Here is a 25030-nt window from a genome sequence, read left to right on the forward strand (position 1 = left end):
CCACGGCGTTACTCTCGGCGGACGTCCGCTAGCTCTCGCCGACGTCGTCCGACTCGGCCCTGACCAGCGGCCCCTCCTCGGACTCCAGCGCGGCCTGTTCGGCCTCGGGGTCTCTGGCCGTCAGCACCCGGATCGAGCTGTTGAGGAACGCCAGTGCGGGCACGGCGAGAAGCGCTCCGACGATGCCTGCCAGCACACCGCCGCCGGCAATGGCCAAGACGATGGCCAGCGGGTGGATCGACACCGCTCGGCCCATCACCAGCGGCTGCAGCACGTGGCCCTCCAATTGCTGAACCGCGATGACCAGGCCGAGCGTGATCAGCGCGTAGATGAAGCCCTTGGCGAGCAGCGCGACCACGACCGCGAGCGCACCGGCCACCACCGCGCCGACCAGCGGGATGAAGGCGCCCAGGAACACCAGCGAGGCCAGCGGGAGCGCCAGCGGGATCCCCATGATGGCCAGGCCGGTGCCGATGCCGACGGCGTCGACGAGGGCCACCAGGAACGTCGCGCGGATGTAGCCGATCAACGAGCGGAAGCCCGCCTTACCCGCCTCGCGGACCCGCTCGCGCACGCTCACCGGAAAGATCCGGGTGAGGAACTCATAGATGTTGCGCCCGCCCTGCAGCAGGAAGATCAGCGTGAACAACACCAACACGGCGCCGGTCACGATCTCCGTCACCGTGCCTGCCGTCGACAGCGCGCCGGAGGTAACCCTCTCCTGATTGCTCTGCAGGGCTTCGATCGCCGCGTTGCCCGCGTTGTCGACCTGCGCTCTGCTCAAATTCAGCGGGCCGTCGATCAACCAGTTCCGCACGCCGTCGATGCTGCGGCTGACCTCGTTGACCAGGCCCGGTATGCCCTCGACGAACTGGCTGACGACGAATGCGAGAATCCCGCCCACCACCGCGAAGCCGCTGAGCAGCATCAGCGCCACCGCGCCACCCCGCGGTGCGCCGCGCCGGTCGAGGAAGTCGACCGCAGGCAGCAGCAGCGCGGCCAGGATCGTGGCCAGTGCCACCGGCACGACGATGATCTCCAGTCGCTTGACCGTCCACAGCAGCACGAAGACGGCGGCGAAGATCATCAGCAACCGCCAGGACCAGGCCGCGGCCTTGCGAACCAGTGGCGTGACCGCCTCGTCATCGGTGAATGAGCCGGCGGGCATCCCGATAGCGTAACGGCCTGCGCGCGCAGCGGACGGATCTCGCGGACTCCGCCACGCCACGCCTTACTCTCTATGACGTGGCCCACGACGCGCCTGCGAGCGGAGCCCGCAGCCAGGGGCGGCCCGCGCGCGGGAAGCACTGGTGGCTGCGGTGGACGATCCTCGCCGTCGCGGTCGTGGTGCTCACCGTCGAACTCGGTCTGGTGTGGGACCAACTGGCCAAGGCGTGGCACAGCCTCTACACCGCCGACTGGTGGTGGGCGCTGGCCGCGGTCGGCGCCGCGCTCGCGTCGATGCACTTCTTCGGCGACATCCAGCGCAAGCTGCTGCGCTCGGCCGGGGTTCCGGTGCGGCAGTGGCGTTCGCAGGCCGCCTTCTACGCCGGCAACTCGCTGAGCACCACGCTGCCCGGCGGACCGGTGCTGTCGGCCACCTTCATCTACCGCCAGCAGCGCCTCTGGGGCGCCACGCCGGTCATCGCGTCCTGGCAGCTGGTCATGTCGGGGGCGCTGCAGGTCATCAGCCTGACCCTGCTCGGGCTGGGCAGCGCGTTCTTCCTCGGCGCCAGGCACAATCCGTTCTCGCTGATCTTCACGCTGGGCGGGTTCATCATGCTGATCCTGCTCGCGCAGACGGTCGCGTCGCGGCCGGATCTGCTCGACGGGGTCGGCGTCCGGGTGCTGTCGTGGGTGAACTACCTGCGCGCCAAGCCGGCCCACAACGGGTTGGGCAAGTGGCGCGAGACGCTGGAGCAACTCGAATCGGTGAAGCTCAGCCAGCGGCAGCTCGGGGTGGCGTTCGTCTGGTCGATGTTCACGCTCGTCACCGGTGTCGGCACGCTGCTGTGCGCCTGCTACGCCGCCGGCGGCAAGCCGTCGCTACTCGGGGTGATCGTGGCCTACGTCGCGGCGCGGGCGGTCGGATCGATCCCGCTGATGCCGGGTGGTCTGCTGGTCGTGGAGGCGGTCCTGGTGCCCGGCCTGGTGTCGAGCGGTATGACGTTGGCATCGGCCATCTCCGCGATGCTCATCTACCGGCTGATCAGCTGGATCTTCATCGCGGCCATCGGTTGGGCGGTGTTCTTCTTCATGTTCCGCACCGAAACCGAGATCGACCCCGACGCCACCCCGGGCGAAGTCGCGTGAGAACGGCGCTGACGGTGCTGGGCGCCGCCGTGCTGCTGACGGCGTGCGCACCGGCGGCCGACCAGTCACCGCCGGCGTCGCCGGCCGAGTCGACGGCCGCCGGACCCACCCGTGGGCCCGCACCGTCGGTCGCGACGCCGCTGATCGGCGAGGCGGTGGCCGAACCCGTCCCCGTGCCTGCCACCGACGGCAAAACCCATCTGGCGTACGAGATCCGGCTGACCAACGTGTTGGCCCAGGAGGTGACGCTGACGTCGGTGACGGTGCTGGACCGCGACGTCGCGATGCTCAACCTCGCAGGCGACCAGCTGACGCCATGGATGCGCATACTCGGAAACACCGCTCCCACAACGACAATCGGCCCGGGGCAAAGTGCGGCGATCTGGCTCGACGTCGCGATCGACAAGGACGCACCGGCGCCGACGCGTCTGACGCACGCCATCTCGCTGTCCAACTCGGCACCGCAGCCACCGCTGTTTCCCGCCACGCAGACCATCGACGTCGCACCCGTGACCGTGCAGAGTCGCAAACCGGTGGTCATCGATCCGCCGCTGAGGGGGCCGGGCTGGGTCGACGCTGACGGCTGCTGTGACACCAGCGCGCACCGCACCGCCCTCAACCCCATCAACGGCCAACTCTGGGCCGCAGAGCGATTCGCGATCGACTACGTCCAACTCGATCCCGCCGGTCGATTCCTCACCGGTGACCCGGCCGAGCTCGAGAGCTTCGCCTACTTCGGGGCCGACATCCACGCCGTGGCCGACGGCCAGGTGGTCTCGGTTCGCGACGGCTTGGCCGAACAGGTCCCCGGCACCAATCCGTCCGGGCTGCCTCTGGACCAGTACCCCGGCAACCACGTCGTGCAGAGCCTCGGCGACGGCAACTACGCGCTCTACGCCCATATCAGGACCGGCACGGTGAAAGTAAAGCCCGGTGACCGACTGACCGCGGGTCAGGTGATCGGAAACGTCGGCAACACAGGCAATTCCGGCGCTCCGCACCTGCACTTCCATGTGATGAGCTCAGCCGATCCGTTGCGCTCCGACGGACTGCCGTTCGTATTCGACGATTTCCGCCTCGAGGCCCGCATCGCCGACATCGACGACCTCGACTCCCTCTTCAACGGAAACCCCGTACCCCGCCAACGCGGCTTCCCGGCCCGTGACGAAAGCGCCGTCATGCCACTGGAATTGGACGTGATGACCTATGCCGATCGGTAACAGGCCGGTGGCCGCCGCGTTGGTCACCGACGTCGTCTGTGTGATCGTGTTCGCAACCGTCGGCCGGCGCAGCCACGCCGAAGGCCTGAACTTGGCGGGCATCGCGGAGACGGCGTGGCCGTTCGTGACCGGCGCCCTGGTGGGCTGGTTGGTGTCGATGGCGTGGCGCCGGCCCTATGCGCTGTGGCCGACCGGAGTGGCGGTTTGGCTCGCAACGGTGGTGGTCGGCATGCTGCTGCGCAAGCTCACCTCGGCCGGCACCGCACCGAGTTTCATTGTGGTGGCGTCCATTTCGACGGCCCTTCTGCTACTCGGCTGGCGCGGGGCGGTCCGGGTGATGACGCGCGGTTGACACGGTCAGCGTCGCGCGCAGGCCGCCGAGCGGCCCGTTCGACAGTTCGATGCGGCCACCGTGCAGCGCCGCCTGCTGCGCCACCAAGGCCAGCCCCAGCCCCGAGCCGCCCGGGGCCGCGGTGCTGCCGCGCGAGAACCGGCCCAGCACCGCCGTGTGCTCCTCGACGGGCAACCCGCAACCGTTGTCGTCGACGACGATCGTCATGGTCCCGTCGAGGCGGTGAGCCGCGAGCACGATGCGCGTGGCCCTGCCGTGCGTGATCGCGTTGCGCACCAGGTTGTCGACGGCCAGCCGGAGCCCGCTCGGCCAGCCCCAGATGGTGCCGAGATGGTCGTCGGCCTCGACCACGACCTCCACCGGGCCGCCGGGCCGCGAGTTCTCCCGGGCCACCCGGTCGAGCAGTTCGGTGACGTCGATGACCTCGCGGTCCTCGACCTGCGCCAATTCGCCGGACGCGAGCTGCCCGAGCGCGGTGATGATTGCCTCGACCCGGCGCTGGGCACGCGACAGGTCGGCCACCACCTCGTCGCGTTCCTCGGCGGGCAGGTCGTGAATGCGCAACGTGTCCAGGTCGGCGCGCATCGCGGTCAGCGGGGTGCGCAGTTCGTGGGCGGCGTTGGCGGCGAAGTCCTGCGCGGCCTGGAGCGAGTTGGTGGTTGCCTGCTGCGCGGCGGCCAGCCGGCTGATCATCCCCGACATCGCCTCGGACAGGTCCTCGGCTTCGCGCACCCCGCGCACCTCCGGCATCTGCTCGCTGCCCTTGCCCAGCCGTTTGGTGTGTTCGGTGAGCCTGCGCAGCGGCCTGATCGCCGGGCCGGCGAGTAGCCAGCCCAGCCCGGCCGCGACCAGCACGGTGACGGCGCCGACGCCGGTGTACAGCGGGATCCGCGTGGGGCTCAGCAGGATACCGTCGGCGCGGATGCCGATCGACATCAGCACGTCGCCCTCCTGCTCGACGGGGATGGTGCGCACCCGGTACTCCACTCCGTTGACCTCGACGGTGTGGGTGCCCGGCGGCAGAGGCGGCAGCTGAAAACCCCTCTGGAACACCACCTGTCCAGTGGACCGGGACCGGCCGGTGGTCAGCACCCCACGACGCGGGTCCTGCAGTTGCTCGGGGTACATGCTGGCGTCGATGATCGAGTCCAGCCGCCGATCCAGTTGCGCCGCATCGTTGTTCGCGAGCACCACCGAGGTGAGGATGAGGAAGCCGGCGACGACGGCGGCTGCCGCGGCCGCCGATGCGACGGCCACCCGGGTGCGCAGCGACGCCGACCGCAGGAACCGAGGCGCGCTGCGCCTCACGCGTCCTCTCGCAGCACGTACCCGATCCCCCGCACCGTGTGGATGACACGCGGCAGACCGTCGCGTTCGAGCTTGCGCCGCAGATACGAGATGAAGACGTCGGCCACGTTGGTCTCGACGTCGAAGTCGTAGCCCCAGACCATTTCCAGCAGGCGCTGGCGGCTCAACACCACACCGGCGTTCTCGACGAGCACCGCCAGCAGGTCGAACTCCCGCTTGGTCAGATCGACGCGCTCACCGTCGACGAACACCAGCCGGCGGGCGGTGTCGATGGTCAACGGCCCGACCGTCATGGTGTCGGACTGCTCGTCGGAATGGGTGGAGCGGCGCAGCAGCGCGTGCAGCCGCGCGACCAGCTCACCCAGGTCGAAGGGTTTGGTCAGATAGTCGTCGGCACCGGCTTCCAGGCCGGCGATCCGGTCGTTGACGGTGTCGCGCGCGGACAGCACGCAGATCGGGATGTCGTTGCCCAGCGCGCGCAACGCCGTGACGACCGCGACGCCGTCGAGTTCCGGCATCTGAACGTCGAGGACCAACGCATCGTGCGATTCGTTGGACAGCAGCCGCAGCGCCTCTTTGCCGGTAGCGGAGACCCGAACGTCGAACCCCGAATGGCGCAGTCCGCGCGCCACCGAAGTCCTGACGTCCGGGTCGTCGTCGACCATCAGCACGGTGCGGCCCGCGCCCTCGTGCTGCGCGGGCGGACCAGCTGGCACGTGCTACGAAATGGGGTCGGCGAGTCCGTCGCCGTTGGTGTCGCCGCAGCGATTCTTCAGGTCGACCAGCGGCTGGCGAATTCCGGTCAGATCAGCCTTCACCTGGGGATTCTGATCCAGGTAGGCCCGGACGTCGTCCTGGACCTCGTCGCGGGGCACACCCTCGAGGCTGGTGAAGAACCAGTTCACGTCCGGATGGCTGAACAGGTAGGCCGACGTCGCCGCCGAGACACCGGATGCCACACCAGCGAGATCGGCCGCGGTGCAGTTCGGCGGCGCGGGCTGAGCCATCGCCGAAGGCATTGCACCAAAGAACATCGCACCAGCAATCGCACCGGTGCCAACCGCGCCAGCAACCGCACGTCGCGCGGTACGGGCCGAGAGCAACATGGACAGGCTCCTTCATCGGAAGTGGAGTGGCCGCAACCTGGGCGGTCAGCGACCGAGACCAACGCTGAAAAGCTAAGCAGAATGTCGGCCGACTTTCTTGCCTTGCGCTCAACGAATCGCGGAAAGGCCTCAAACCGCAGCTCAGCGGGTCGCCGCGGACCCCTGCGCGTCGTGCCCGATCAGGGCAGCCCCGCGACGGCCGACCCTGGAAGCGGCCCGCCGCCCTGCGAGACCGGCGACGTCGCAGGTGAATGCGCTGCGGTGCCCGCACCCGGCAACCCCGCCGTCTGCGCCGACGATGACCCGCCTGGCAAACCCGTCGGCAGCCCGCCGCCCTGCTGCGCGGCCTGCATCAGCCCCATCAGCTGGGGCAGCGTCAGGGGCAGTTTGCAGCGCCCGGACAGGCTCGTCAGCGGCTGCTGCAGCTGCTGCATCTCCTTGGCCACCTCGGGGTTGGCGTCGAAGTAGGTCTTGAGCGCGACCAACGACTGCGGACCGCCCTGCTGCTGCGAGATCGTCGTCAGCGCCTGGTTGGTCTGGGGGTGCTGCTCGAGGTACAGACCGGTGGAGTTCGCGACCGAACCGATGGTCTTGGCGACCTGGCTGGCGGCGCACGGATCCGGCGCGGCGGTCGCCGACGGCGTCATCGGCAGCGACGGCACTGCGAGTGCGGCCACCACCGCGCCGCCCACCGCGGAGGCAGCGAATACGGCGAACAGGCCGCGGCGAAGCGCCCCTGTGGTCGTTTTCATGGACAACTCCTAACGGTTTGCGAACGGATTGGAAACTGTCGCAAACGCTCATACGATCGACGGCAAATGGTCCCCGACCATCAAACCGGCCGAATCGGCCGCTGCACATCCTGCCATCCGGTCCGTTGTGCTGGCCAATCCAGCAAGCAAATCCACAGGTGGGAGGCAGTGCCGAAACAGCTCCGAGTAACGCCGCCGAACCGATTCGCGAGAACCGGATCAGAGCAGCTTGAGGCGTTGCTGGCATATCCCGCGAGGGACGGCACCCTACCCCACGCTGTTGTACGCTTCGGCTACGCAACGCCGGGGAGAAAGCGGGGAGTTCACCATCCAGCAGTTCATGATGCGCTTGAGTGGCACCCTGCGCAGATTCCGCTGGGCGGTATTCGCGGCGTGGTTGCTGCTCCTTGTGCCGTCGATCTATCTCGCGTTGCACCAATCCGGTCATCTCACCGGTGGCGGCTTCGAGGTCGACGGCTCGCAGTCGTTGCGGGTGCAGCACGAACTCGAACAGCACTTCCCCGACCAGGGCGCCTCCCCCCTGGCTCTGGTCGCCGCCCCCCGCGCCGACGCCTCCTTCGAGGACATGAACGTCGCCGTGGCCCACCTCGAGCAACTCGCGGCCGAGGTGCCGAGCGTCAAGATCAGCCCCAACCCGCAACAGCCGCCGCCCCAGCCGGACCGGCCCTACGTCGTCACGCTGCAGCTGGACTTCAACAACACCGGCGCCACCGACGTGGCAAAGCAGCTGCGCAAGAAGGTCGGTATCGACGGCGAGAACCCGGGTGAGATCGCCGACGGCCGGGTCAAGCTCTACGTCATCGGGCAGGGCGCACTGGGCGCCGCCGCCTCCGAGGCGATCAAGACCGACATCGGTCAGGCCGAACAGTGGAACCTGCCGATCGTCCTGATCGTGCTGCTGGCGGTCTTCGGTTCACTGGCTGCGGCCGCCGTGCCGCTGGTGCTCGGCATCTGCACCGTCGCCGTGACGATGGGCTTGGTCTACCTGCTGTCGATGGTCGCGACGATGTCGGTGTTCGTGGCCTCGACGGTGTCGATGTTCGGTATCGCGCTGGCGATCGACTACTCGCTGTTCATCCTCATGCGCTTCCGGGAGGAACTGCGCGCCGGCCGCGATCCGGAGCAGGCCGCCGATGCGGCGATGGGGACGTCCGGGCTCGCGGTGGTGCTGTCCGGGGTGACGGTGATCGCGTCGGTCACCGGCATCTATCTCATCCAGACGCCGGTGCTGGTGTCGATGGCCACCGGCGCGATCCTCGCCGTGTCGCTCGCGGTGCTGACCTCCACCACGCTGACCCCGGCGGTTCTGGCGACGTTCGGGCGCTCGGCGGCCAAACGCTCGTCGTACCTGCACTGGTCCAAGCGCCCCGAAACCACCCAGTCGAGATTCTGGACGCGGTGGACCGGCTGGGTGATGCGACGGCCGTGGCTGTCGGCGCTCGCCGCTTCGGCATTGCTGCTCACGCTCGCCGCGCCGGCGTTCTCGATGGTGCTCGGCAACAGCATGCAGCGCCAGTTCGAGCCGACGCACGAGATCCGTGGCGGCGTCAACGCCGCGGCCGAGGCGCTCGGCGCGGGTGCGCTGGGGCCGGTGCGCGTGCTCGTCACGTTCCCCGAGGGCAACGCCGCGTCGGCGCCGTCGAAGGAGCCGCTGCTCGACACGGTGCGACAACGCATGGCGCAGGGGCCGAACGTGGTGTCGGTCAGCCCGCCGGTGTTCGGGGAGGACTACCGCCACGCGCTGCTGTCGGCGGTGTTGTCGGTCGATCCCGAGGAGATGGGCGCCCGCGAGACCGTCGACTGGATGCGGGCCGAGGTGCCGAAGGTGCCCGGACTCGAGGGCGCCCAGATCGACGTCGGCGGGCCGACCGCGCTGATCAAGGACTTCGACGACCGGGTGTCGAAGACCCAGCCGTTGGTGTTCGTGTTCGTCGCGCTGATCGCCTTCTTGATGCTGCTCGTCGCGATCCGGTCGGTGTTCCTCGCCCTCAAGGGCGTCCTGATGACCGTGCTCTCGGTGGCGGCCGCCTACGGCAGCCTGGTCGTGGTGTTCCAGTGGGGCTGGCTCTCCGACCTCGGCTTCGAACCGCTGCCGTCGCTGGACAGCACCATCCCGCCGCTGGTGCTGGCGATGACGTTCGGGCTGTCGATGGACTACGAGATCTTTCTGCTGACCCGCATCCGGGAACGCTTCCTGCAGACGGGCAACACCCGCGACGCGGTCGCCTACGGCGTCAGCACCAGCGCCAGGACCATCACCAGCGCCGCGCTGATCATGATCGCGGTGTTCATCGGGTTCGCGTTCGCGGGCATGCCGCTCGTCGCGCAACTCGGCGTCGCGTGCGCCGTGGCGATCGCGGTCGACGCGACGGTGGTGCGCCTGGTGCTGGTGCCCGCACTGATGGCGATGTTCGACGAGTGGAACTGGTGGCTGCCGCGCCGCCTGGCCCGCATCCTGCCCTCGGTGGACTTCGAGAAGCCGCTGCCCAAGGTCGACATGCCCGACCTGGTCATCATTCCCGACGACCTGTCCTCCCTCGGCGCCACCGGCTCGGAGATGCGCATGGTCGTCAAGTCGGCAGCCAAACTCAAGCACCTTGTGCCACATGCCGTTACCGTCACCGATCCCCTGGCGCTCGGCGGTTGCGGGACGGCCGCAACTCCCACGAAGCTACGCAGCGCCGAGCGGCTCAACGGCACGCACCGCAACGGCACGAGCAACGGCAACGGCACCGGCAAGGCGCTGGCCACCGCCACGTTGCCCGTGCATCCGGTGACAATGTGGCGGGGCCGACTGTCGGTCGCGCTCGACGCGTTGGAGACCGCGTCGGACTACGAGCGTCCCCCGATGGAGCGGCGCAGCCCGATGGAGACCACCAACGTCCAGCTGCCGACCGGCGACCGGCTGCAGATCCCCACCGGCGCGGAGACCCTGCGGCTGAAGAGCTACCTCATCATGTGCAGAAACAGCACCAAGGACTACGCAGAGTTTGCCGATCTGGTCGAGTCCATGGAGACTCGTACCGCCGCAGAGGTACTGACCGCGATGGACCGGTATTACTGTGGTCAGCAGTCAAGGAAGCAATGGGTGGCCACTCAGTTGGTGCGCCGACTGGCCGACCCCCAGCCGTCCGACGAGCACGACACCCGCATGTCGGGCCCCGAGGCGGAGGCTGATTGGGCCAAGGTCAGGGAGCGATGCCTGTCGGTGGCCGTAGCGATGCTCGAGGAGGCGAGGTGACGGTGACTCCCGAGGCCCGGGACACCCGCCGCCGAGAGGTCGTCTCCCGCGATCAGCGCCCGCCCGCGCCCCGGCCCGCCGTCGACGAGCGGCCGGTCGAGTTCTGGCCCACCGCGGCGATCCGCGCGGCGCTGGAAACCGACGACCTCGCCGTGTGGCAGCGCATCGTGGTGGCGATCAAGCGCGACCCGTTCGGCCGCACGGCCCGCCAGGTCGAGGAGGTGCTGGAGACCGCCCGCCCGTACGGCGTGTCCAAGGCGCTGGCCGAGGTGCTGACCCGCACCCGCGAGCATCTCGAGGCCAACGAGCGCGAGGAGGTGGCCCGCATCATCCGGGCGTTACTGGAGCGGTCCGGTCTCGGCCAGCAGGAGTTCGCGTCGCGCATCGGCGTGCCCGGCAGCGAGTTCGCGACGTTCCTGTCCGGTACCGCCAGCCCGTCGGCGTCGCTGATGGTCCGGATGCAGCGGCTGTCCGAGCGGTTCGCCCGGATGCGCACGGGGCGTATCGGGCAGAACGGCTGACCCGGCGGCAAGCGGGTATAGCCACAGTCATGGACCTCGAGCAGATCCTGCGCGAGACGCGCACCGTGGCGATCGTCGGCGCATCCCCCGATCCGATGCGGGCCAGCCACGATATCTGGACCTATCTGAAGGTCGCCGCCGACTACGAGCTGTATCTGGTCAATCCGACGGTCGGTGAGATCGACGGCACCCCGGCGTATCCGTCGCTGGCCGACCTTCCGGTGGTGCCCGACCTCGTCGACGTGTTCCGCCGCCGCGAGCATCTGCCCGCGGTGCTGGCCGACACCATCGCCGTGGGCGCCAAGGTGTTGTGGCTGCAACTCGGCCTGTGGGACGAGCAGATCGCCCGCGACGGCGAGGCGGCCGGCCTGCAGGTGGTCATGGACCGCTGCATCAAGATCGACCACGCCCGGCTGCTGCGCTAGCGCGAGTGGACCGGCGACACGTCGTCGACCAGCCAGCGTCCGTCCTGCTTGGACAATGCCACCCGCAACGCCAGCACCGCGGTGTCCGGGGGCCGGCCCGGGGCATTCTGCGTGCCCCGCAGGATCACTGCGACGCTGGCCGCGCCGGGGCCGATCGCCTCGACGCCCGCCGACACCGTGCTCGCCTGAGCGGACACGTTACGGCTCGTCAATTGCTCTGCGACAGCGGTGAATTCGTTCTTGAACACCTCGGCGCGGTCCGGGGCCATCATCGCCGCGGCGCGGTCGATCGACGCGGTCGGGCTCTGCGGAGTGAATGTCGCGGAGGCCTCGGCCACGCTGCTGGCGATGCCCACCACCTCGGTGGTGTCGTTGCGCAGATTCCGTTCTGGGACAGTCCAGTTGAGGTATCCCACCGCAACCGCCGCGACCACGGCCGTGGTCGCGACCGCCACCACGCCCAGCCGCAGTCCTGGCCCGTCGTCGTCGGTGCCCACGGTGACCTTGTCCCGGCGTGCCAGGGCCACGTTGACCACGACGCCCTCGACGATCAGCAGGCACAGCACCGAGCACACCGACACCCACCACAGCGGCCAGGACAGTGCGAGACCGATGTAGACGAGCGCCGCGATGGCGGCGAGGGGAGCCGCGATGTCGAAAGCCGCCACGCGCCAGGCGTTCCTCATCGGATCGGCTCCAGCCGCGAAATCAGGAGCTTGCCCTCGATGTCGGTGACGTCGAGCCGCAGATTCCAGCGGACCGTCTGCGGTTTCTCGCCGCCGACGTTCTCACTGACCGACGTCGCGACCACCATGACGGTGTCGGTGCGCGACGCGAACTCGGTCAGCTCGGGTTGCGGTGCCGGCGCACCGTTGGGTCCGGGCTGGGCGTGATGAATGGTCTCGACGGCCACCGAGTCGATCTGGCCGGTGGCGCGTGACTGCAGCGTCTGCACCAGCTTGCGGTAGGGCTCGACGGAGGCCTCGAAGTCGGCGTTGAGTTGGCCGACGGTGCCCTCGTGCAACCTCGCCATGTCGGTTTCGACGGTGTCCTTGGTCATGTTGATCAGCACGCCGGTCCACTCGGCGGCGGCCTGCATGATGCGGGTGCGGTAGTGGAGCTCATCGGTGTCGTCGCGGTGCTGCACCCAGATCAGCGCGGCCAGGGCCACCGCCACCACGGCGATCACCCCGAGTACCGCGGACGCGACGCCGTAGCGGGTGACGACGGGGCCGTCCTCGTCGTGGGCCGGCGTTGGCTCGTCGTCGGGCATGCGCGTGAGGCTACCGGGCTGCTCCCGTGACGGTCTGGCACCCTGGTGGCGTGACGGTAGAAGCTATTCGATCCGGAATCGACCTGACCCACGTCGACGCCGACGCACGTCCGCAGGACGACCTGTTCGGCCACGTCAACGGCCGCTGGCTGGCCGAGTACGAGATGCCCGGCGACCGCGCCACCGACGGCGCGTTCCGCTCGCTCTACGACCGCGCCGAGGAGCAGGTCCGCGACCTGATCACCGAGGCCGCGGCGGCGGGCGCCGCGCCGGGCACCGACGAGCAGCGCATCGGTGACCTCTACGCCAGCTTCATGGACGAGACGACGGTGGCCGAGCGCGGGGTGGCGCCGCTGCTCGACGAGTTGGCCTTCGTCGACGCCGCCGAGACCCCCGAGGAGCTGGCCGCGGTGCTCGGCGCGCTGCAGCGCACCGGCGTGGGCGGCGGCACGGGCGTCTACGTCGACACCGATTCCAAGGACTCCACCCGGTACCTGCTGCACTTCACCCAGTCCGGGCTCGGCCTGCCCGACGAGTCGTACTACCGCGACGAGCAGCATGCCGAGATCCTGGCGGCCTACCCGCAGCACATCGCGGCGATGTTCGCGCTCGTGTACGGCGGTGACCACGCCGAGACCGCGGCGCGGATCGTCGCGCTGGAGACCAAGCTGGCCGCCGCGCACTGGGACGTCGTCAAACGCCGCGACGCCGACCTGTCCTACAACCTGCGCGCCTTCGCCCAACTGCCCGACGAGGCGCCCGGCTTCGACTGGACCGGCTGGGTCGGCGCCCTGGGGACCACTGTCTTCGGCGACCAGAGGCGGCCTGCCGAAGTCGTTGTCCGTCAACCCGATTACCTGGCCGCGTTCGCGGCGGCCTGGTCCGGCGAGGACCTCGAGGACTGGAAGCGCTGGCTGCGGTGGCGGCTGATCCATGCCCGCGCGTTCCTGCTCACCGACGACTTGATCGCCGAGGACTTCTCGTTCTACGGTCGCAGGCTCTCGGGCACCGAGCAGATCCGCGACCGGTGGAAGCGCGCGGTGTCGGTGGTGGAGAGCCTGATGGGCGACGCCGTCGGCAAGCTCTACGTCGAGCGGCACTTCCCGCCGCACGCCAAGGAGCGAATGGACGAACTGGTGGCCAACATCCGCGAGGCCTACCGCGTCAGCATCGACTCGCTGGACTGGATGACGCCGGCCACCCGGGAGAAGGCGCTGGCCAAGCTCGACAAGTTCACGCCGAAGATCGGCTATCCGGCCAGGTGGCGCGACTATTCGGCGCTGGTGATCGAACGGGACGACCTGTACGGCAACTACCGCCGCGGCTACGGCGTCGAATACGACCGCGAGATGGCCAAGCTCGGCGGGCCCGTCGACCGCGACGAATGGTTCATGACGCCGCAGACCGTCAACGCCTATTACAACCCGGGAATGAACGAGATCGTCTTCCCGGCAGCGATTCTGCAGCCGCCGTTCTTCGACGCCGAAGCCGACGACGCCGCGAACTACGGCGGCATCGGTGCGGTGATCGGTCACGAGATCGGGCACGGCTTCGACGACCAGGGCGCCAAGTACGACGGCGACGGCAACCTGGTGGACTGGTGGACCGACGAGGACCGCACCGAGTTCGGCGCCCGCACAAAGAGACTGATCGAGCAGTACGACGAGTATGTGCCCCGCGCGCTGAGTAACGGCCATCATGTCAACGGCGCGTTCACCGTCGGTGAGAACATCGGCGATCTCGGCGGGCTGTCGATCGCGCTGCTGGCCTACCGATTGTCGCTGGGCGGTGGCGACGGCCCGGTCATTGACGGAATGACGGGTATGCAGAGGGTTTTTTATGGCTGGGCGCAGGTGTGGCGCACGAAATCGCGCGAGGCCGAGGCGATCCGGCGACTGGCCATCGATCCGCATTCACCGCCGGAGTTCCGGTGCAACGGCGTCATCCGCAACATGGACGCGTTCTACGAGGCGTTCGGCGTCGGCGCCGACGACGCGCTGTACCTGGAGCCGGAGCGGCGGGTCCGCATTTGGAACTAGCCGTCACACGTTGGGCCGGCGCGATAACGTCAGAACATCTGCCAGTCGGACGCACCGTCGGGCTGGTTGTAGATGCCGTTGGAGTTCTTGATCACCACCGCGTCACCGCTGCCGAAGTTGTCGTAGAACCATTGCGCGTTCGCCGGGCTGAGGTTGATGCAGCCGTGGCTGACGTTCTCCTCACCCTGCGAGCCGACGGACCACGGCGCGCTGTGCACGAAGACGCCGCTGTTGTCGATGCGCACGGCATCCTGCACCTTGAGCTTGTACCCCTCGGCCGAGTTGACGGGAACCCCGTAGGTCGACGAGTCCATCACGATGTCGGCGAACTTCTCGAGCACGTAATAGGTGCCGTTCTTGGTGTCGTAGCCCTTTTTGCCCAACGACACCGGGAAGGTCTTCTCCAGCTCGCCGTTGCGATGGATCTCCATCTGCAACGTCTTGTTGTCGATGGTCGCGACGAGCTGCTCGGGAACGGTGAAGCTGGACTTGGTGCCCGACGCGTCGATGTTGACGACGGTGCCCGACGGCCAGAAGTCCTGCGGCCGCCAGCGCACCTGGGTGTCGCTGGTCCAGTAGAACCGGCCGGGCACCGGCGGGTTCGACGAGATGTGGATGGCCTGCTCGGCCATCGCGCGGTTGGCGATCGGCCGCTGGAAGTTGATGTAGATCGGCTTGGCCGCGCCGACGATCGAACCGTTGGTCGGGTTGAACGACGGCGGCGCGAACACCGGCGAACCGACGTACGGGGTCGGGTTCTGACCGGCCGGCGTGCCCTCGGGGATCGGCAGCTGCTGAGCCATCGGGTCCGGCGGCCCGAAGAACGGGTTCGCCGGCGGCGGCGGCGCGGCTGCTTCGGCGGGGGGCGGGGTCACCGGACCGGCGGGACCGGGCGCAGGCGCCGGGAACCCGAACGGGTCGGCCGGCGGAGGCGGCGGCGCCGGCGCCACGGCCGGATCGACGGGTGCCGGCGGCGGTGGAGCGGGTGGCTGAGCCAGGGCGGACGGGCTGCTCAGCACCATCCCGCCGAGGAATCCAGCCGCCACAATCGCGGTGAGCAGTCGCCTCCGCATACAAGACCTCCCAGTCGCAGTACTTCACCCAGTGTGGCATAGCGCCGCGAGCCGACACTGCTATCCGGTCGCTTCCACGCGCTGGTCATACGCCTGCACCACTGCGCTGACCTGCTGTATTCATCGGTTCGCGGCGTTTGGCGTTACTTCTGTCTCGCTGAGCCGATTGCGCCCGACCGGGTTCAGCGAGCGGTGACCGCCAGCTCCCAGCGCCAGATCGGGCCGTCCTCCGGGTCGACGAGCTCGAGCGTCCGCGTGAAGCCGAGCCGGCGCAGCACCCCGGTCGACGGGTTGTCGTCGGCCAGCGTGTTCGCGATCACCGTGGTGACAGTGCCGGTGGCGCGGGCTTTCTCGATGAGCGCGCGGGCCGCCGCGATGCCCAGCCCGCAGCCGCGGAACTCCTGGGCGAGCTCGTAGCCGATCTCGACCACGCCGTCCCGCGGCGGGCCGACGAATCCGCCCGAGCCGACCAACCGGTCCTCGGCGAGGAAGAAGTGCATCCACCAGTCGGCCTCGTCGGGATGGTCGCGCAACCGCTTGATGCTGAACCCGATCGCCTCCGGGAACTCGGGCCAGCCCGCCGGCACCTTGCTGCCGATGAGCAGGCCGAACGCCGCCGGGTCGGACTGCAGTGTCAGCAGGTACTCGACGGTGGCAGGAAGCAACCGAACACTGGTCATGTGATTGTTGCTTTCAGTGTGAGCCCGATGGGCGGCGACGACAGCGTGGGTGCGGCAGTGGCCGAGGCGATCCGGGTGGTCCGGGCGTCCGGGTTGCCCAACGAGACTAATGCGATGTTCACCAACATCGAGGGTGAATGGGAGGAGGTGATGGCCGTGGTCAAGCGGGCGGTCGACGCGGTGGCCGCGGTGTCGCCGCGCGTCAGCCTCGTGCTCAAGGCCGACATCCGCCCGGGCTATACCGGCCAGTTGACCGCGAAGGTGCAGCGCGTCGAAGACGCGCTCGGCTAGGAGCGCACCAGCCGGGCGATCGCCGCCGACGCCTCGGCCAGCTTCTCGTCGGCCTGTTCGCCGCCCTCGGCGACGGCCTGGATGACGCAGTGGCCGAGATGCTCGTCGAGCAGGCTCAACGCCACCGACTGCAGCGCGCTGTTGATCGCGCTGATCTGGGTGAGGACGTCAATGCAGTACTTGTCGTCCTCGATCATCTTGGCGATGCCGCGCACCTGGCCCTCGATTCGGCGCAGACGCTTGGCGTAGTTGTCCTTCTGCGACGAATAACCATGCGCTGCAGTGGTTTCAGTCATGCTCATGCGCCTCCCAGCATCTGCTTCATCTTGCCGATCTCAGCCTGCTGCGTGTCGACGATGGTCTGCGCCAGGCGCTTGGCGTCGACGTTGTCGCCGTTGGCGATCTCGGCCCGCGCCATCTCGATCGCCCCTTGGTGGTGGCTGATCATCGACTCCAGCCACAGGGTGTCGAACTCCTCGCCCCTCAGCGACTCGAGCCTGGTCATCGTCGCCTCGTCGACCATGCCTTGCATCGTCGAGTGGTGTCCTTCGTGCCCACTGCCGGCGTCGGGGTTCTCGTTCCACTGCACGAGGAGGACCTTCATGGTCCGGATCTCGGGTTCCTGGGCGGCGGAGATCTGCTCGGCGATCGCCTTGACCTCGGGGTCGGTCGTGCGCTCCGGCACCAGATCCGACAGCTCGACTGCCTGCTCGTGGTGGGGAATCATGTTGTTGGCGAAGGCGACGTCGTCGGCGTTGAAACCGGCAGGCGCACCGCTGATCACAGGCTGGTCGGAATGCTGGCCGGATTGGTCGTCGGACGCGGACTGCGAACTGCTGCACGAACCTAGGACCAGCGCGGCGGCGAGGGCGGCCAGCACCGCGACGATGCGGGCGAGGAACGACGTCATGACCCAAGCTTACCGCATACCCCAGAGGGGTATTGATAACGGTTTGGCCGGGTGAAACGCCAAAGGCATACTTGACGGATGCCCTCACAGTCTCCCGACATCGAAGCCTCCCGTCGGGCGGAGCCCGACATCAAGCCCCGAAGCCGCGATGTCACCGACGGCCTGGAGAAGGCCGCCGCCCGCGGGATGCTGCGTGCGGTGGGCATGGACGACGACGACTTCGCCAAGCCGCAGATCGGCGTCGGCTCGTCGTGGAACGAGATCACGCCGTGCAACCTGTCGCTGGACCGGCTGGCCAAGGCCGTCAAGGACGGTGTGCACTCCGCAGGCGGGTTCCCGCTGGAGTTCGGCACGATCTCTGTGTCCGACGGCATCTCGATGGGCCACGAGGGCATGCACTTCTCGCTGGTCTCGCGCGAGGTGATCGCCGACAGCGTGGAGACGGTCATGCAGGCCGAGCGCCTCGACGGCTCGGTGCTGCTCGCCGGCTGCGACAAGTCGCTGCCCGGCATGCTGATGGCCGCGGCGCGCCTCGATCTGGCGAGCGTCTTCCTGTATGCGGGCTCGATCCTGCCGGGCATCGCCAAGATGTCGGACGGCACCGAGCGCGAGGTGACGATCATCGACGCGTTCGAAGCGGTCGGCGCGTGCGCGCGGGGGCTGATGCCGCGCGAGGACGTCGACGCCATCGAGCGCGCGATCTGTCCCGGCGAGGGCGCATGCGGCGGCATGTACACCGCCAACACGATGGCCTCGGCGGCCGAGGCGCTGGGCATGTCGCTGCCCGGCTCGGCCGCTCCCCCGGCGACCGACCGGCGCCGGGACGGGTTCGCGCGCCGCTCCGGGCACGCCGTCGTCGACCTGCTCCGACGGGGTATCACCGCGCGCGACATCCTGACCAAGGAGGCGTTCGAGAACGCGATCGCGGTGGTGATGGCGTTCGGCGGGTCCACCAACGCGGTGCTGCACCTGCTGGCCATCGCCCACGAGGCCAACGTCAAGCTGACCCTGGAGGACTTCACCCGCGTCGGCGCGAAGGTGCCGCACCTGGCCGACGTGAAGCCGTTCGGCAGTCACGTGATGACGGACGTCGACCGCATCGGCGGTGTGCCCGTCGTGATGAAGGCGCTGCTGGATGCCGGTCTGCTGCACGGTGACTGCCTGACCGTCACCGGCCAGACCATGGCCGAGAACCTCGCCCACATCGCACCGCCGGATCCCGACGGGAAGGTGCTGCGCGCGCTGAGCAATCCGATCCACCCGACCGGCGGCATCACGATCCTGCACGGTTCGCTGGCCCCCGAGGGCGCGGTGGTGAAGTCGGCCGGCTTCGATTCGGACGTGTTCGAGGGCACCGCAAGGGTTTTCGAGCGTGAGCGCGCCGCGCTGGATGCGCTCGAGGACGGCACCATCCAGGCCGGCGACGTCGTGGTGATCCGGTACGAAGGCCCCAAGGGCGGCCCGGGGATGCGCGAGATGCTCGCGATCACCGGCGCGATCAAGGGCGCCGGCCTCGGCAAGGACGTGCTGCTGATGACCGACGGCAGGTTCTCCGGCGGCACGACGGGCCTGTGCGTGGGCCACATCGCGCCGGAGGCCGTCGACGCCGGACCCATCGCGTTCCTGCAGGACGGCGACCGCATCCGGCTGGACGTGGCCAAGGGCACGCTCGACGTGATGGTGGACCCGGCGGAGTTCGAAGGGCGTCAAACGGGTTTCACCCCGCTGCCGCCGCGCTACACCACCGGCGTACTGGCCAAGTACACCAAGCTGGTGGGCTCGGCGGCGGGCGGCGCGGTCTGCGGCTGAGCCCTGCTCGGCAAACGGCTATCGACTGAAGGCCTCTGGGTTCATACCCCTGTGTCCCTCGACCGAATGACCTTCTCCCCTGCTATCCGCATCGAAGGCAGCGCAAAGTCTAGTTGCGCAGCTTTTGTGATTACGGAAGGGGAATAGCATGCGTACAGCAAAGCATCGATACGGCGTAGCACACATCGCGGTGGCGGGGGCCAGCGTGCTCTTGGCGATCAGCGGTGTTGTAGGGGCTGGAGCCCAAGCAAACGCTATTGAACCGGCTGCACCCCTCAGCCCGGTAAGTCAACAGCCCCTCAATACGGTCAGTCAACAGAACGCCGTGCGCAAAGCAGAGGACTACCTCGACTACACCGCCTTCTCCCGTCGAGGGCTTATCGAGCAGCTGGAATTCGAAGGCTTCTCAACCGAAGACGCGACATTTGCCGTCGACCACGTCGCCGTTGACTGGAATGAGCAGGCAGCCAAGAAAGCAGAGGACTACCTCGACTACACGAGCTTCTCACGTAGTGGACTGATCGAGCAGCTCGAGTTCGAAGGGTTCACCCCCGCTCAGGCGGCGTATGGGGTAGCCGCCGTCGGGCTCTGATCTGACGGATGCCAGTGGGAGCACGGCCACATGCGACGGCCCGGACCACCGGAATCGTGTCGTCGCGCGGCGTCAGTGAGCCGAGTGGGGCTCACCGACTCTGTCGCTCGGCGGCTATGCGGGCGATGCGCGGTAGGGCGATCGCGCAGACCGGCAGGTAGGCGGTCGCCCACCACGGCACGCCGAAGACGATGCGGCAGCCGCCGTCCTCGGGCCAGACCTCGTGCCGGGTCGCGCCGACGCCGGCGACCTCCCACCCCCAACAGCGACCGATCTCCAACTCGGTGATCGTGAAGGGCAGCGAGATGCCCAGCGGGGTGACGACTTTCCCGTGCGAGCCGACGCGGAGCGGGCCGGGCTCGGACATTTCGGCGCCCTGCACCGTCGGGCCCCACTGCGGCCAGGCGTCGAGGTCGACCAGGACGCCCCACACCGCGGCCGGATCGACGTCGGCGCGCAGTTCGACGGTGGGCATCCCGCGGCGGAAACCGAAGTTCAACATCCCCGCTCTGATGCCCCGGTCTGTGTGGTGCTAAACGACCGCTACCGTCCGGGCGGCGGTGGAGGTGGATCGATGGGCGTCAACGAGATCGGCAGCCAATGGGTGCCCGGTCCTTCCCCTGGGCATCCCGCACCATTCATGACGAGGGTCCGCTCGCCGTAGAAGCTGCCGTCCGGGTTCGGGATCCAGTAGTCCGAGCGGGTGGCCAGCAACGCGCTGCCGGGGTCGTTGCGATCGCAGAAGTAGGGATACTCACCGCTGGTCTCCCATCGGTCCTTGTTCCACTTGTACTCGTAGGCCAAGGGAGCGCCTGGATTGCGGGCATGGTCGTCCGTGTTGTCCATGCGCGCCACGCAGCCGTTGACGTCACAGTGCGTGGTGAACGGGACGGACACGGTGATCGGATTCATCGGTGTCGGCATACCGTTGAACGTCTGCTTCGAGAAGTCGATGAACAAGTCGTAGTACCCGTACAGCGGTGGCGGTTCGACTCGATCTGCATGCGCGACTGGGGCCACGACCAAGGCCGCACCCGCCGCAATGGCGCTCATGTACAGCCTTTTCGACATGGCCCTGGCTACCACACCGCATCGTTCAATGTTCGGCGAATCGGGCGAAGAGTGCGGGCAGAAAGCCGGCCAGGTGGTTCATCTCCTGTGCGCAGTGCACCATCAGGTCCCTGGCGTCGGGCAGCTGCCTGGCCGCAACGGGTCGAAGTATCCTGTCCGCCAACGTGTTACCGGCCCTAAGTGACACATGTCGGCCGCCCATCCAGAACCGCGACCGCATCTCGGCGCCGTCAGGTGCCGGCCGGACGGAATGAACCAGCCAACCGACGTCGACCGGGATGTCGGCCGAGCCGAGCCGGGCACAGATCGCGACGCCGTCGGCGCTGCCGTCCAATCCCAGCACCGACGGCTCGACGAACTGGATGGCGGGCCGGGTGAACGTTGATCCGAGGTACTCGTGCACCAGCGAGGTGCGGCCGACGTAGGTGCCGTCACCGCCGCCATCGCTCCATCGTGCGGATACGTGCGCCCGCGGATGCCACAGCTTGTAGCGCCGCGAGTCGCTGCCGTGCCAGCCGAACCACCACACCCACATCTGCGGTGTGACACCGGGCATGTCGGTGCGCACGGAAACCTGGATACCGCCGTCGCGCAGTGTGCCGTAACCGTTCTCGGTCTGCTGGTATCCGTCGTCGAGCAGGGCGGTGGTGTCGTCGAACGCCGGGAGCGCGGGCTCGGCCTGCGGCCCGTGTTCGAGCGCCTCTACGACATGTGTTGGCAGGGGCGCCATCTGGGGCGTGAAGAAGTCGGCGAACGGAGCGTCGAAATCGTCTGCGCGGTAGCCGAGGTAGCCCACGGTGTCACGCCCTGCCCATCCAGCTGTGGAACCGGCCGGCGGGGTCGTACTGCGCGCGCACGCGGTCGAGGCGGGCCATGGCCTCATCGGTGGCGAACCTCGCGGGCCGCTGGCCGAGGTTCTCGTCGGCGAGTTGTATCCCGGTGGCCAGGTGCGCCATCGCCGCCATGTTGGATCGCGCCCAGTCGGCGTAGCGGTCGTCGTCGGCGAGATCGCGCCAGACCGTGTAGAGAGCGAGGTAGATGTCGTCCTCGAGGCTGTAGGCCATGTCCTGGCGCTGCGGTGACGGCCCCCAGTTGAGCCAGAGGAAGTGTGACGGATGCGGCGGCAGCGTCTCGAGGATGCGGCCGATACCCGGCCGAAGGTCGTCGGCGGAGGCGGAGGTCCACATGTTGTCGGTGGCGTAGCGGTAGCCGCTCGGATAGTTGCTCATCACGCCCTCGTACCAGGCGGCGAGGTCGGCCGGCGCATAAGGCACGGCGACGATCGCGCGGTCGCGGACTGGGCAGGTGTCCAGCAGCGTGAGCGCTTGTGTGGCCTCCTCCTCGGAGTCGGCGAAGACGGGTGAGGCCATCACGATGCCGGGCTGATCGAGGCCGGCGCCCGGCACACTGCTCGAGGCGACGATCTGCAACTCGACACGGCGATCGACGTCGGCGCTGATGGCCCTGGCCCAGGTGTAGATCTCGTCGGCGAGGTCGATCGGGTACACGTACAGACTGCTGCCGCACACGGCGGGCCGCGGGTAGAGCCTGAGATGGAACGCGGTGACCACGCCGAAGAATCCGGGGCCGGATCCTCTTGCAGCCCAATACAAGTCGGTGTGGGCGTCCGGACTGCAGTGGATCCGATCGCCGTCGGCGGTGACGACGTCCAGGCCGATGACGCTCTCGCAGGCCGGCCCGAGCACGCGGCTGTTCCAGCCATACCCGCCCTGCAGCAGGTAGCCGCCGATGCAGACGCCCTTGCAGTGGCCCGCGGGGAAGAACAGGCCCTGCGCGTCCAGGTCGGCGGCCAGCAAGCTGCCACCCTTGCCGGGACCGACGATGGCGACCATGCGATCGACGTCGACGGTGCAGTCGTCGAGCCGGCTGACATCGAGCAGCATGCCGCCGTCGCGGACGTGGTTCCCGGCCCAGCTGTGGCCGCCCGAGCGGACGCCGACCACAAGGTCGTGCTCGCTCGCGAAGCGGATGGCGGCGACGACGTCGTCGGCGTCACGGGCCTGCACGACGACGTCGGGATAGCGCTCCGGTGTGCGGGCGTTCCATACGGTCGCGCGTCGCGCGACCTCGTATTCGTCGTCGCCGCGGATGAAGGTTCGACCAGCTGGACGCAGCGTCACGAATCCCCCTTGATTCGTATACCGAATCACTGTGGTTCGGGATGCGGATCAATATAGTGAGGGCGTGGCGCATCCGGACGAAAATCGGCGAACTGAATCCGGGCGCGAGGACGGCATCCAGGTGCTGCGCCGGGCAGCGGCGGCGCTCGACGAGATCGCGGCGGCGCCCGGTCAACTACGGCTGGTGGACCTGGGCGTGCGGCTCGGATTGGCGAAGTCGACGGTGCGCCGGCTGCTGGTCGGGCTGGTCGAGGTCGGTTTCGCCGGCGTCGACGAACACGGCCGGTTCTCGCTCGGCGACCGAGTGCTGGGGCTGGGCAGCGCCGATGTCGCGGGCCTGGCCGCGCTGTTTCGGCCGACACTCGAAGAGCTTGCGAGGGTCACCGAGGAGACGGTCGACCTGTCGGTGCTTCGCGGCGGCGAGATGTTGTTCATCGACCAGGTCGAGTCGGCGCATCGGCTGCGTGCGGTGTCAGCGGTCGGCATCCGGTTCCCGCTGTCGACGACGGCGAACGGCAAGGCCGCAACGGCGCTGCTGCGGGGTTCGACCGAGGTGGTGTTCGACCGCGACGAGCACACCGTCGGTATCTCGGCGGCGGGCGTAGCGGGACGGACGGTCGGCGGGCATGTCGTAGCGATTTCCGTGCCGGCGCCGACGTCGCGCTTTGTTGTGCAGGAGCCGCGGATCGTCGAGGCGCTGCTGTCGGCGGCCGAGCGCGCACCGTGGTCACGGTGACGTAATACGTTGGTCTGTCTGGTCGGTCGGCCCCCGAACCGCTCCCCCGCTAGATGTCAGACCCGGTTGCTTTGATGGGTTCATGTCCTCGATCGCATCGCCTGACGTGGCGGCGCCACGCCCGGTCGATCGCCTTGAGGGGTTGTTCGAGGAGTTGTCGGAGTTGTCCGGTCAGCGCAACGCGATCGATGGGCGCATCGTGGAGATCGTCGCCGAGATCGACCGCGACGGGTTGTGCGGCATCACCGGGGCGCGGTCGGTGGCGGCGTTGGTGGCCTGGCGGCTGGGCTCCTCATCGGCCAACGCCAAGACGATCGCCACCGTCGCGCACCGCCGGGACGCGTTCCCGCGCTGCACGCAGGGTCTGCGCGAGGGCCGGCTGTCCCTCGATCAGGTCGGGGTCATCGCCGGGCGCGCCGCCGACGGCTCGGATGCGCACGCCGCACAGTTGGCCGCGGTGGCCACGGTCAGCCAGCTGCGCAAAGCGATCAGCCTGCAACCCCGACCCGACCCCGAGCCACCACGGTCGGAACCGCAGCGCAGGATCACCAAGCACAGCGACGCGGACTCCACCACCTGGAAGATCACCCTGCCCCGTCTGGACGCGGCGAAGTTCGACGCGGCGTTGCAGTCGCATCTGGATGCCGCGGTCGCCGAGTACAAGGCCGACCACGACACCGGCGAGCACCCCTCCGGGCAGGCGCCGCCGTTTCCGAACCTCGGTGCGGCGTTCATGCGGCTGGTCGAGGCGGGGTGGGATGCCGAGGCGGCGCGCCGCCCGCACAACCAGCACACCACCGTGGTGTGCCATCTCGACGTCGAGGCCCGCGCCGCGGCGCTGCACCTGGGGCCGCTGCTCACCGAGGCCGAACGCCACTACCTGACCTGTGACGCCACCTACGAAGTGTGGTTTCACCGCGACGGGCAGCCCATCGGCGCCGGGCGCACCACCCGGCAGATCAACCGCCGGCTGCGCCGCGCCCTCGAGCACCGACACCCCACCTGCGCGGTGCCCGGCTGCGGGGCCACCCGAGGCCTGCACGCCCACCACATCCGGCACTGGGAAGACGGCGGAGCCACCGAGCTCGACAACCTGGTGCTGCTGTGTCCCTACCACCACCGACTACACCACCGCGGCATCATCACCATCCGCGGA

At 68.6% G+C, this 25030-nt stretch carries 27 protein-coding genes; 12 read left to right on the plus strand and 15 right to left on the minus strand.

Features of this window, described 5'->3' with window-relative positions; genetic code table 11:
- Nucleotides 1-28: 28 nt before the first annotated feature.
- Nucleotides 29-1168, minus strand: a complete 1140-nt coding sequence (locus tag ABGB19_RS12175; RefSeq protein ID WP_347686191.1) for an AI-2E family transporter — start codon at nucleotides 1166-1168, stop codon at nucleotides 29-31.
- Between the two features lie 77 nt (nucleotides 1169-1245).
- Here ABGB19_RS12175 and ABGB19_RS12180 point away from each other — a divergent pair, with 77 nt between their 5' ends.
- The 3 genes from ABGB19_RS12180 to ABGB19_RS12190 are packed head-to-tail and all read left to right on the plus strand — an operon-like array spanning nucleotide 1246 to nucleotide 3885.
- On the plus strand, nucleotides 1246-2313 hold the full coding sequence (locus tag ABGB19_RS12180) for a YbhN family protein (protein ID WP_347686192.1): 1068 nt from the start codon (nucleotides 1246-1248) through the stop codon (nucleotides 2311-2313).
- Nucleotides 2310-3533 carry a M23 family metallopeptidase gene (locus ABGB19_RS12185; protein WP_347686193.1) on the plus strand — a complete coding sequence of 408 codons (1224 nt, stop codon included), beginning with the start codon at nucleotides 2310-2312 and terminating at the stop codon, nucleotides 3531-3533. Before ABGB19_RS12180 ends, ABGB19_RS12185 begins: the two co-directional genes overlap by 4 nt.
- On the plus strand, nucleotides 3520-3885 hold the full coding sequence (locus ABGB19_RS12190; protein ID WP_347686194.1) for a DUF3054 domain-containing protein: 366 nt from the start codon (nucleotides 3520-3522) through the stop codon (nucleotides 3883-3885). Before ABGB19_RS12185 ends, ABGB19_RS12190 begins: the two co-directional genes overlap by 14 nt.
- On the opposite strand, the gene ABGB19_RS12195 is transcribed toward ABGB19_RS12190, so the two are convergent.
- The 4 genes from ABGB19_RS12195 to ABGB19_RS12210 all read right to left on the minus strand — a co-directional run bounded on the left by ABGB19_RS12195 (nucleotide 3841) and on the right by ABGB19_RS12210 (nucleotide 7051).
- Nucleotides 3841-5193 carry a HAMP domain-containing sensor histidine kinase gene (locus ABGB19_RS12195; RefSeq protein ID WP_347686195.1) on the minus strand — a complete coding sequence of 451 codons (1353 nt, stop codon included), beginning with the start codon at nucleotides 5191-5193 and terminating at the stop codon, nucleotides 3841-3843. The genes ABGB19_RS12190 and ABGB19_RS12195 overlap by 45 nt on opposite strands.
- Entirely contained in the window at nucleotides 5190-5858 is a 669-nt protein-coding gene (locus tag ABGB19_RS12200; RefSeq protein WP_347686251.1) for a response regulator transcription factor, read from the minus strand. Before ABGB19_RS12200 ends, ABGB19_RS12195 begins: the two co-directional genes overlap by 4 nt.
- A gap of 54 nt (nucleotides 5859-5912) precedes the next feature.
- The gene (locus ABGB19_RS12205) at nucleotides 5913-6299 is read right to left on the minus strand and encodes a heme-binding protein (RefSeq protein ID WP_347686196.1); all 387 of its coding nucleotides are present in this window, start codon (nucleotides 6297-6299) and stop codon (nucleotides 5913-5915) included.
- A gap of 179 nt (nucleotides 6300-6478) precedes the next feature.
- A complete protein-coding gene (locus tag ABGB19_RS12210) occupies nucleotides 6479-7051 on the minus strand; it encodes a hemophore (RefSeq protein WP_347686197.1) in 573 nt (190 codons plus the stop codon).
- Between the two features lie 340 nt (nucleotides 7052-7391).
- On the opposite strand from ABGB19_RS12210, the gene ABGB19_RS12215 reads away from it, so the two are divergent.
- Genes ABGB19_RS12215 through ABGB19_RS12225 form a run of 3 tightly spaced genes read left to right on the plus strand, consistent with a single transcriptional unit; the run spans nucleotide 7392 to nucleotide 11259 of the window.
- Nucleotides 7392-10313 carry an MMPL family transporter gene (locus tag ABGB19_RS12215; protein ID WP_347686252.1) on the plus strand — a complete coding sequence of 974 codons (2922 nt, stop codon included), beginning with the start codon at nucleotides 7392-7394 and terminating at the stop codon, nucleotides 10311-10313.
- A complete protein-coding gene (locus ABGB19_RS12220) occupies nucleotides 10310-10834 on the plus strand; it encodes a helix-turn-helix transcriptional regulator (RefSeq protein WP_347686198.1) in 525 nt (174 codons plus the stop codon). Before ABGB19_RS12215 ends, ABGB19_RS12220 begins: the two co-directional genes overlap by 4 nt.
- 29 nt (nucleotides 10835-10863) lie before the next feature.
- Entirely contained in the window at nucleotides 10864-11259 is a 396-nt protein-coding gene (locus ABGB19_RS12225) for a CoA-binding protein (RefSeq protein WP_347686199.1), read from the plus strand.
- On the opposite strand, the gene ABGB19_RS12230 is transcribed toward ABGB19_RS12225, so the two are convergent.
- Both ABGB19_RS12230 and ABGB19_RS12235 read right to left on the minus strand, forming a co-directional pair.
- Nucleotides 11256-11945 carry a hypothetical protein gene (locus ABGB19_RS12230; protein ID WP_347686200.1) on the minus strand — a complete coding sequence of 230 codons (690 nt, stop codon included), beginning with the start codon at nucleotides 11943-11945 and terminating at the stop codon, nucleotides 11256-11258. The genes ABGB19_RS12225 and ABGB19_RS12230 overlap by 4 nt on opposite strands.
- Nucleotides 11942-12532 carry a hypothetical protein gene (locus ABGB19_RS12235; protein ID WP_347686201.1) on the minus strand — a complete coding sequence of 197 codons (591 nt, stop codon included), beginning with the start codon at nucleotides 12530-12532 and terminating at the stop codon, nucleotides 11942-11944. Before ABGB19_RS12235 ends, ABGB19_RS12230 begins: the two co-directional genes overlap by 4 nt.
- 50 nt (nucleotides 12533-12582) lie before the next feature.
- Between ABGB19_RS12235 and ABGB19_RS12240 the strand changes: the two genes are divergently transcribed.
- Nucleotides 12583-14571: a M13 family metallopeptidase gene (locus ABGB19_RS12240; protein WP_347686202.1), complete on the plus strand. Its 1989-nt coding sequence runs from the start codon at nucleotides 12583-12585 to the stop codon at nucleotides 14569-14571.
- Between the two features lie 29 nt (nucleotides 14572-14600).
- Here the strand turns inward: ABGB19_RS12240 and ABGB19_RS12245 are convergent, their stop codons facing one another.
- A complete protein-coding gene (locus tag ABGB19_RS12245) occupies nucleotides 14601-15644 on the minus strand; it encodes a L,D-transpeptidase (protein WP_347686203.1) in 1044 nt (347 codons plus the stop codon).
- Nucleotides 15645-15826: 182 nt separating this feature from the next.
- On the minus strand, nucleotides 15827-16324 hold the full coding sequence (locus ABGB19_RS12250; protein WP_347686204.1) for a GNAT family N-acetyltransferase: 498 nt from the start codon (nucleotides 16322-16324) through the stop codon (nucleotides 15827-15829).
- On the opposite strand from ABGB19_RS12250, the gene ABGB19_RS12255 reads away from it, so the two are divergent.
- The gene (locus tag ABGB19_RS12255; RefSeq protein WP_347686205.1) at nucleotides 16325-16615 is read left to right on the plus strand and encodes a thiamine-binding protein; all 291 of its coding nucleotides are present in this window, start codon (nucleotides 16325-16327) and stop codon (nucleotides 16613-16615) included.
- On the opposite strand, the gene ABGB19_RS12260 is transcribed toward ABGB19_RS12255, so the two are convergent.
- Complete coding sequence (locus tag ABGB19_RS12260; protein WP_347686206.1) at nucleotides 16612-16911, minus strand: metal-sensitive transcriptional regulator; 300 nt, start codon at nucleotides 16909-16911, stop codon at nucleotides 16612-16614. The genes ABGB19_RS12255 and ABGB19_RS12260 overlap by 4 nt on opposite strands.
- 2 nt (nucleotides 16912-16913) lie before the next feature.
- A complete protein-coding gene (locus ABGB19_RS12265) occupies nucleotides 16914-17525 on the minus strand; it encodes a DUF305 domain-containing protein (RefSeq protein WP_347686207.1) in 612 nt (203 codons plus the stop codon).
- A 78-nt stretch (nucleotides 17526-17603) separates the two neighbouring features.
- On the opposite strand from ABGB19_RS12265, the gene ilvD reads away from it, so the two are divergent.
- Together ilvD and ABGB19_RS12275 are read left to right on the plus strand one after the other, a co-directional pair.
- Entirely contained in the window at nucleotides 17604-19334 is a 1731-nt protein-coding gene (ilvD, locus tag ABGB19_RS12270) for a dihydroxy-acid dehydratase (protein WP_347686208.1), read from the plus strand.
- A 148-nt stretch (nucleotides 19335-19482) separates the two neighbouring features.
- A complete protein-coding gene (locus ABGB19_RS12275) occupies nucleotides 19483-19926 on the plus strand; it encodes an Ltp family lipoprotein (protein WP_347686209.1) in 444 nt (147 codons plus the stop codon).
- A gap of 91 nt (nucleotides 19927-20017) precedes the next feature.
- Here the strand turns inward: ABGB19_RS12275 and ABGB19_RS12280 are convergent, their stop codons facing one another.
- From ABGB19_RS12280 to ABGB19_RS12295, 4 genes are read right to left on the minus strand one after another with little or no spacing between them, the layout of a single operon-like run.
- Nucleotides 20018-20428, minus strand: coding sequence for an SRPBCC family protein (locus tag ABGB19_RS12280; protein WP_347686210.1), 411 nt, complete (start codon nucleotides 20426-20428; stop codon nucleotides 20018-20020).
- Nucleotides 20429-20469: 41 nt separating this feature from the next.
- On the minus strand, nucleotides 20470-20979 hold the full coding sequence (locus ABGB19_RS12285; protein ID WP_347686211.1) for a hypothetical protein: 510 nt from the start codon (nucleotides 20977-20979) through the stop codon (nucleotides 20470-20472).
- A 43-nt stretch (nucleotides 20980-21022) separates the two neighbouring features.
- Nucleotides 21023-21793, minus strand: coding sequence for a hypothetical protein (locus ABGB19_RS12290; protein WP_347686212.1), 771 nt, complete (start codon nucleotides 21791-21793; stop codon nucleotides 21023-21025).
- Nucleotides 21794-21797: 4 nt separating this feature from the next.
- Complete coding sequence (locus ABGB19_RS12295) at nucleotides 21798-23138, minus strand: FAD-binding oxidoreductase (protein ID WP_347686213.1); 1341 nt, start codon at nucleotides 23136-23138, stop codon at nucleotides 21798-21800.
- Between the two features lie 64 nt (nucleotides 23139-23202).
- On the opposite strand from ABGB19_RS12295, the gene ABGB19_RS12300 reads away from it, so the two are divergent.
- Together ABGB19_RS12300 and ABGB19_RS12305 are read left to right on the plus strand one after the other, a co-directional pair.
- Complete coding sequence (locus tag ABGB19_RS12300; RefSeq protein WP_347686214.1) at nucleotides 23203-23874, plus strand: helix-turn-helix domain-containing protein; 672 nt, start codon at nucleotides 23203-23205, stop codon at nucleotides 23872-23874.
- 82 nt (nucleotides 23875-23956) lie between these two features.
- Nucleotides 23957-25030, plus strand: a 1074-nt coding sequence (locus tag ABGB19_RS12305; protein ID WP_347686215.1) for a DUF222 domain-containing protein, incomplete at its 3' end; no start/stop codon positions are given.

Origin of the sequence: Mycobacterium sp. B14F4 (assembly GCF_039871645.1) — a bacterium.
Taxonomy (GTDB): Bacteria; Actinomycetota; Actinomycetes; order Mycobacteriales; family Mycobacteriaceae; genus Mycobacterium.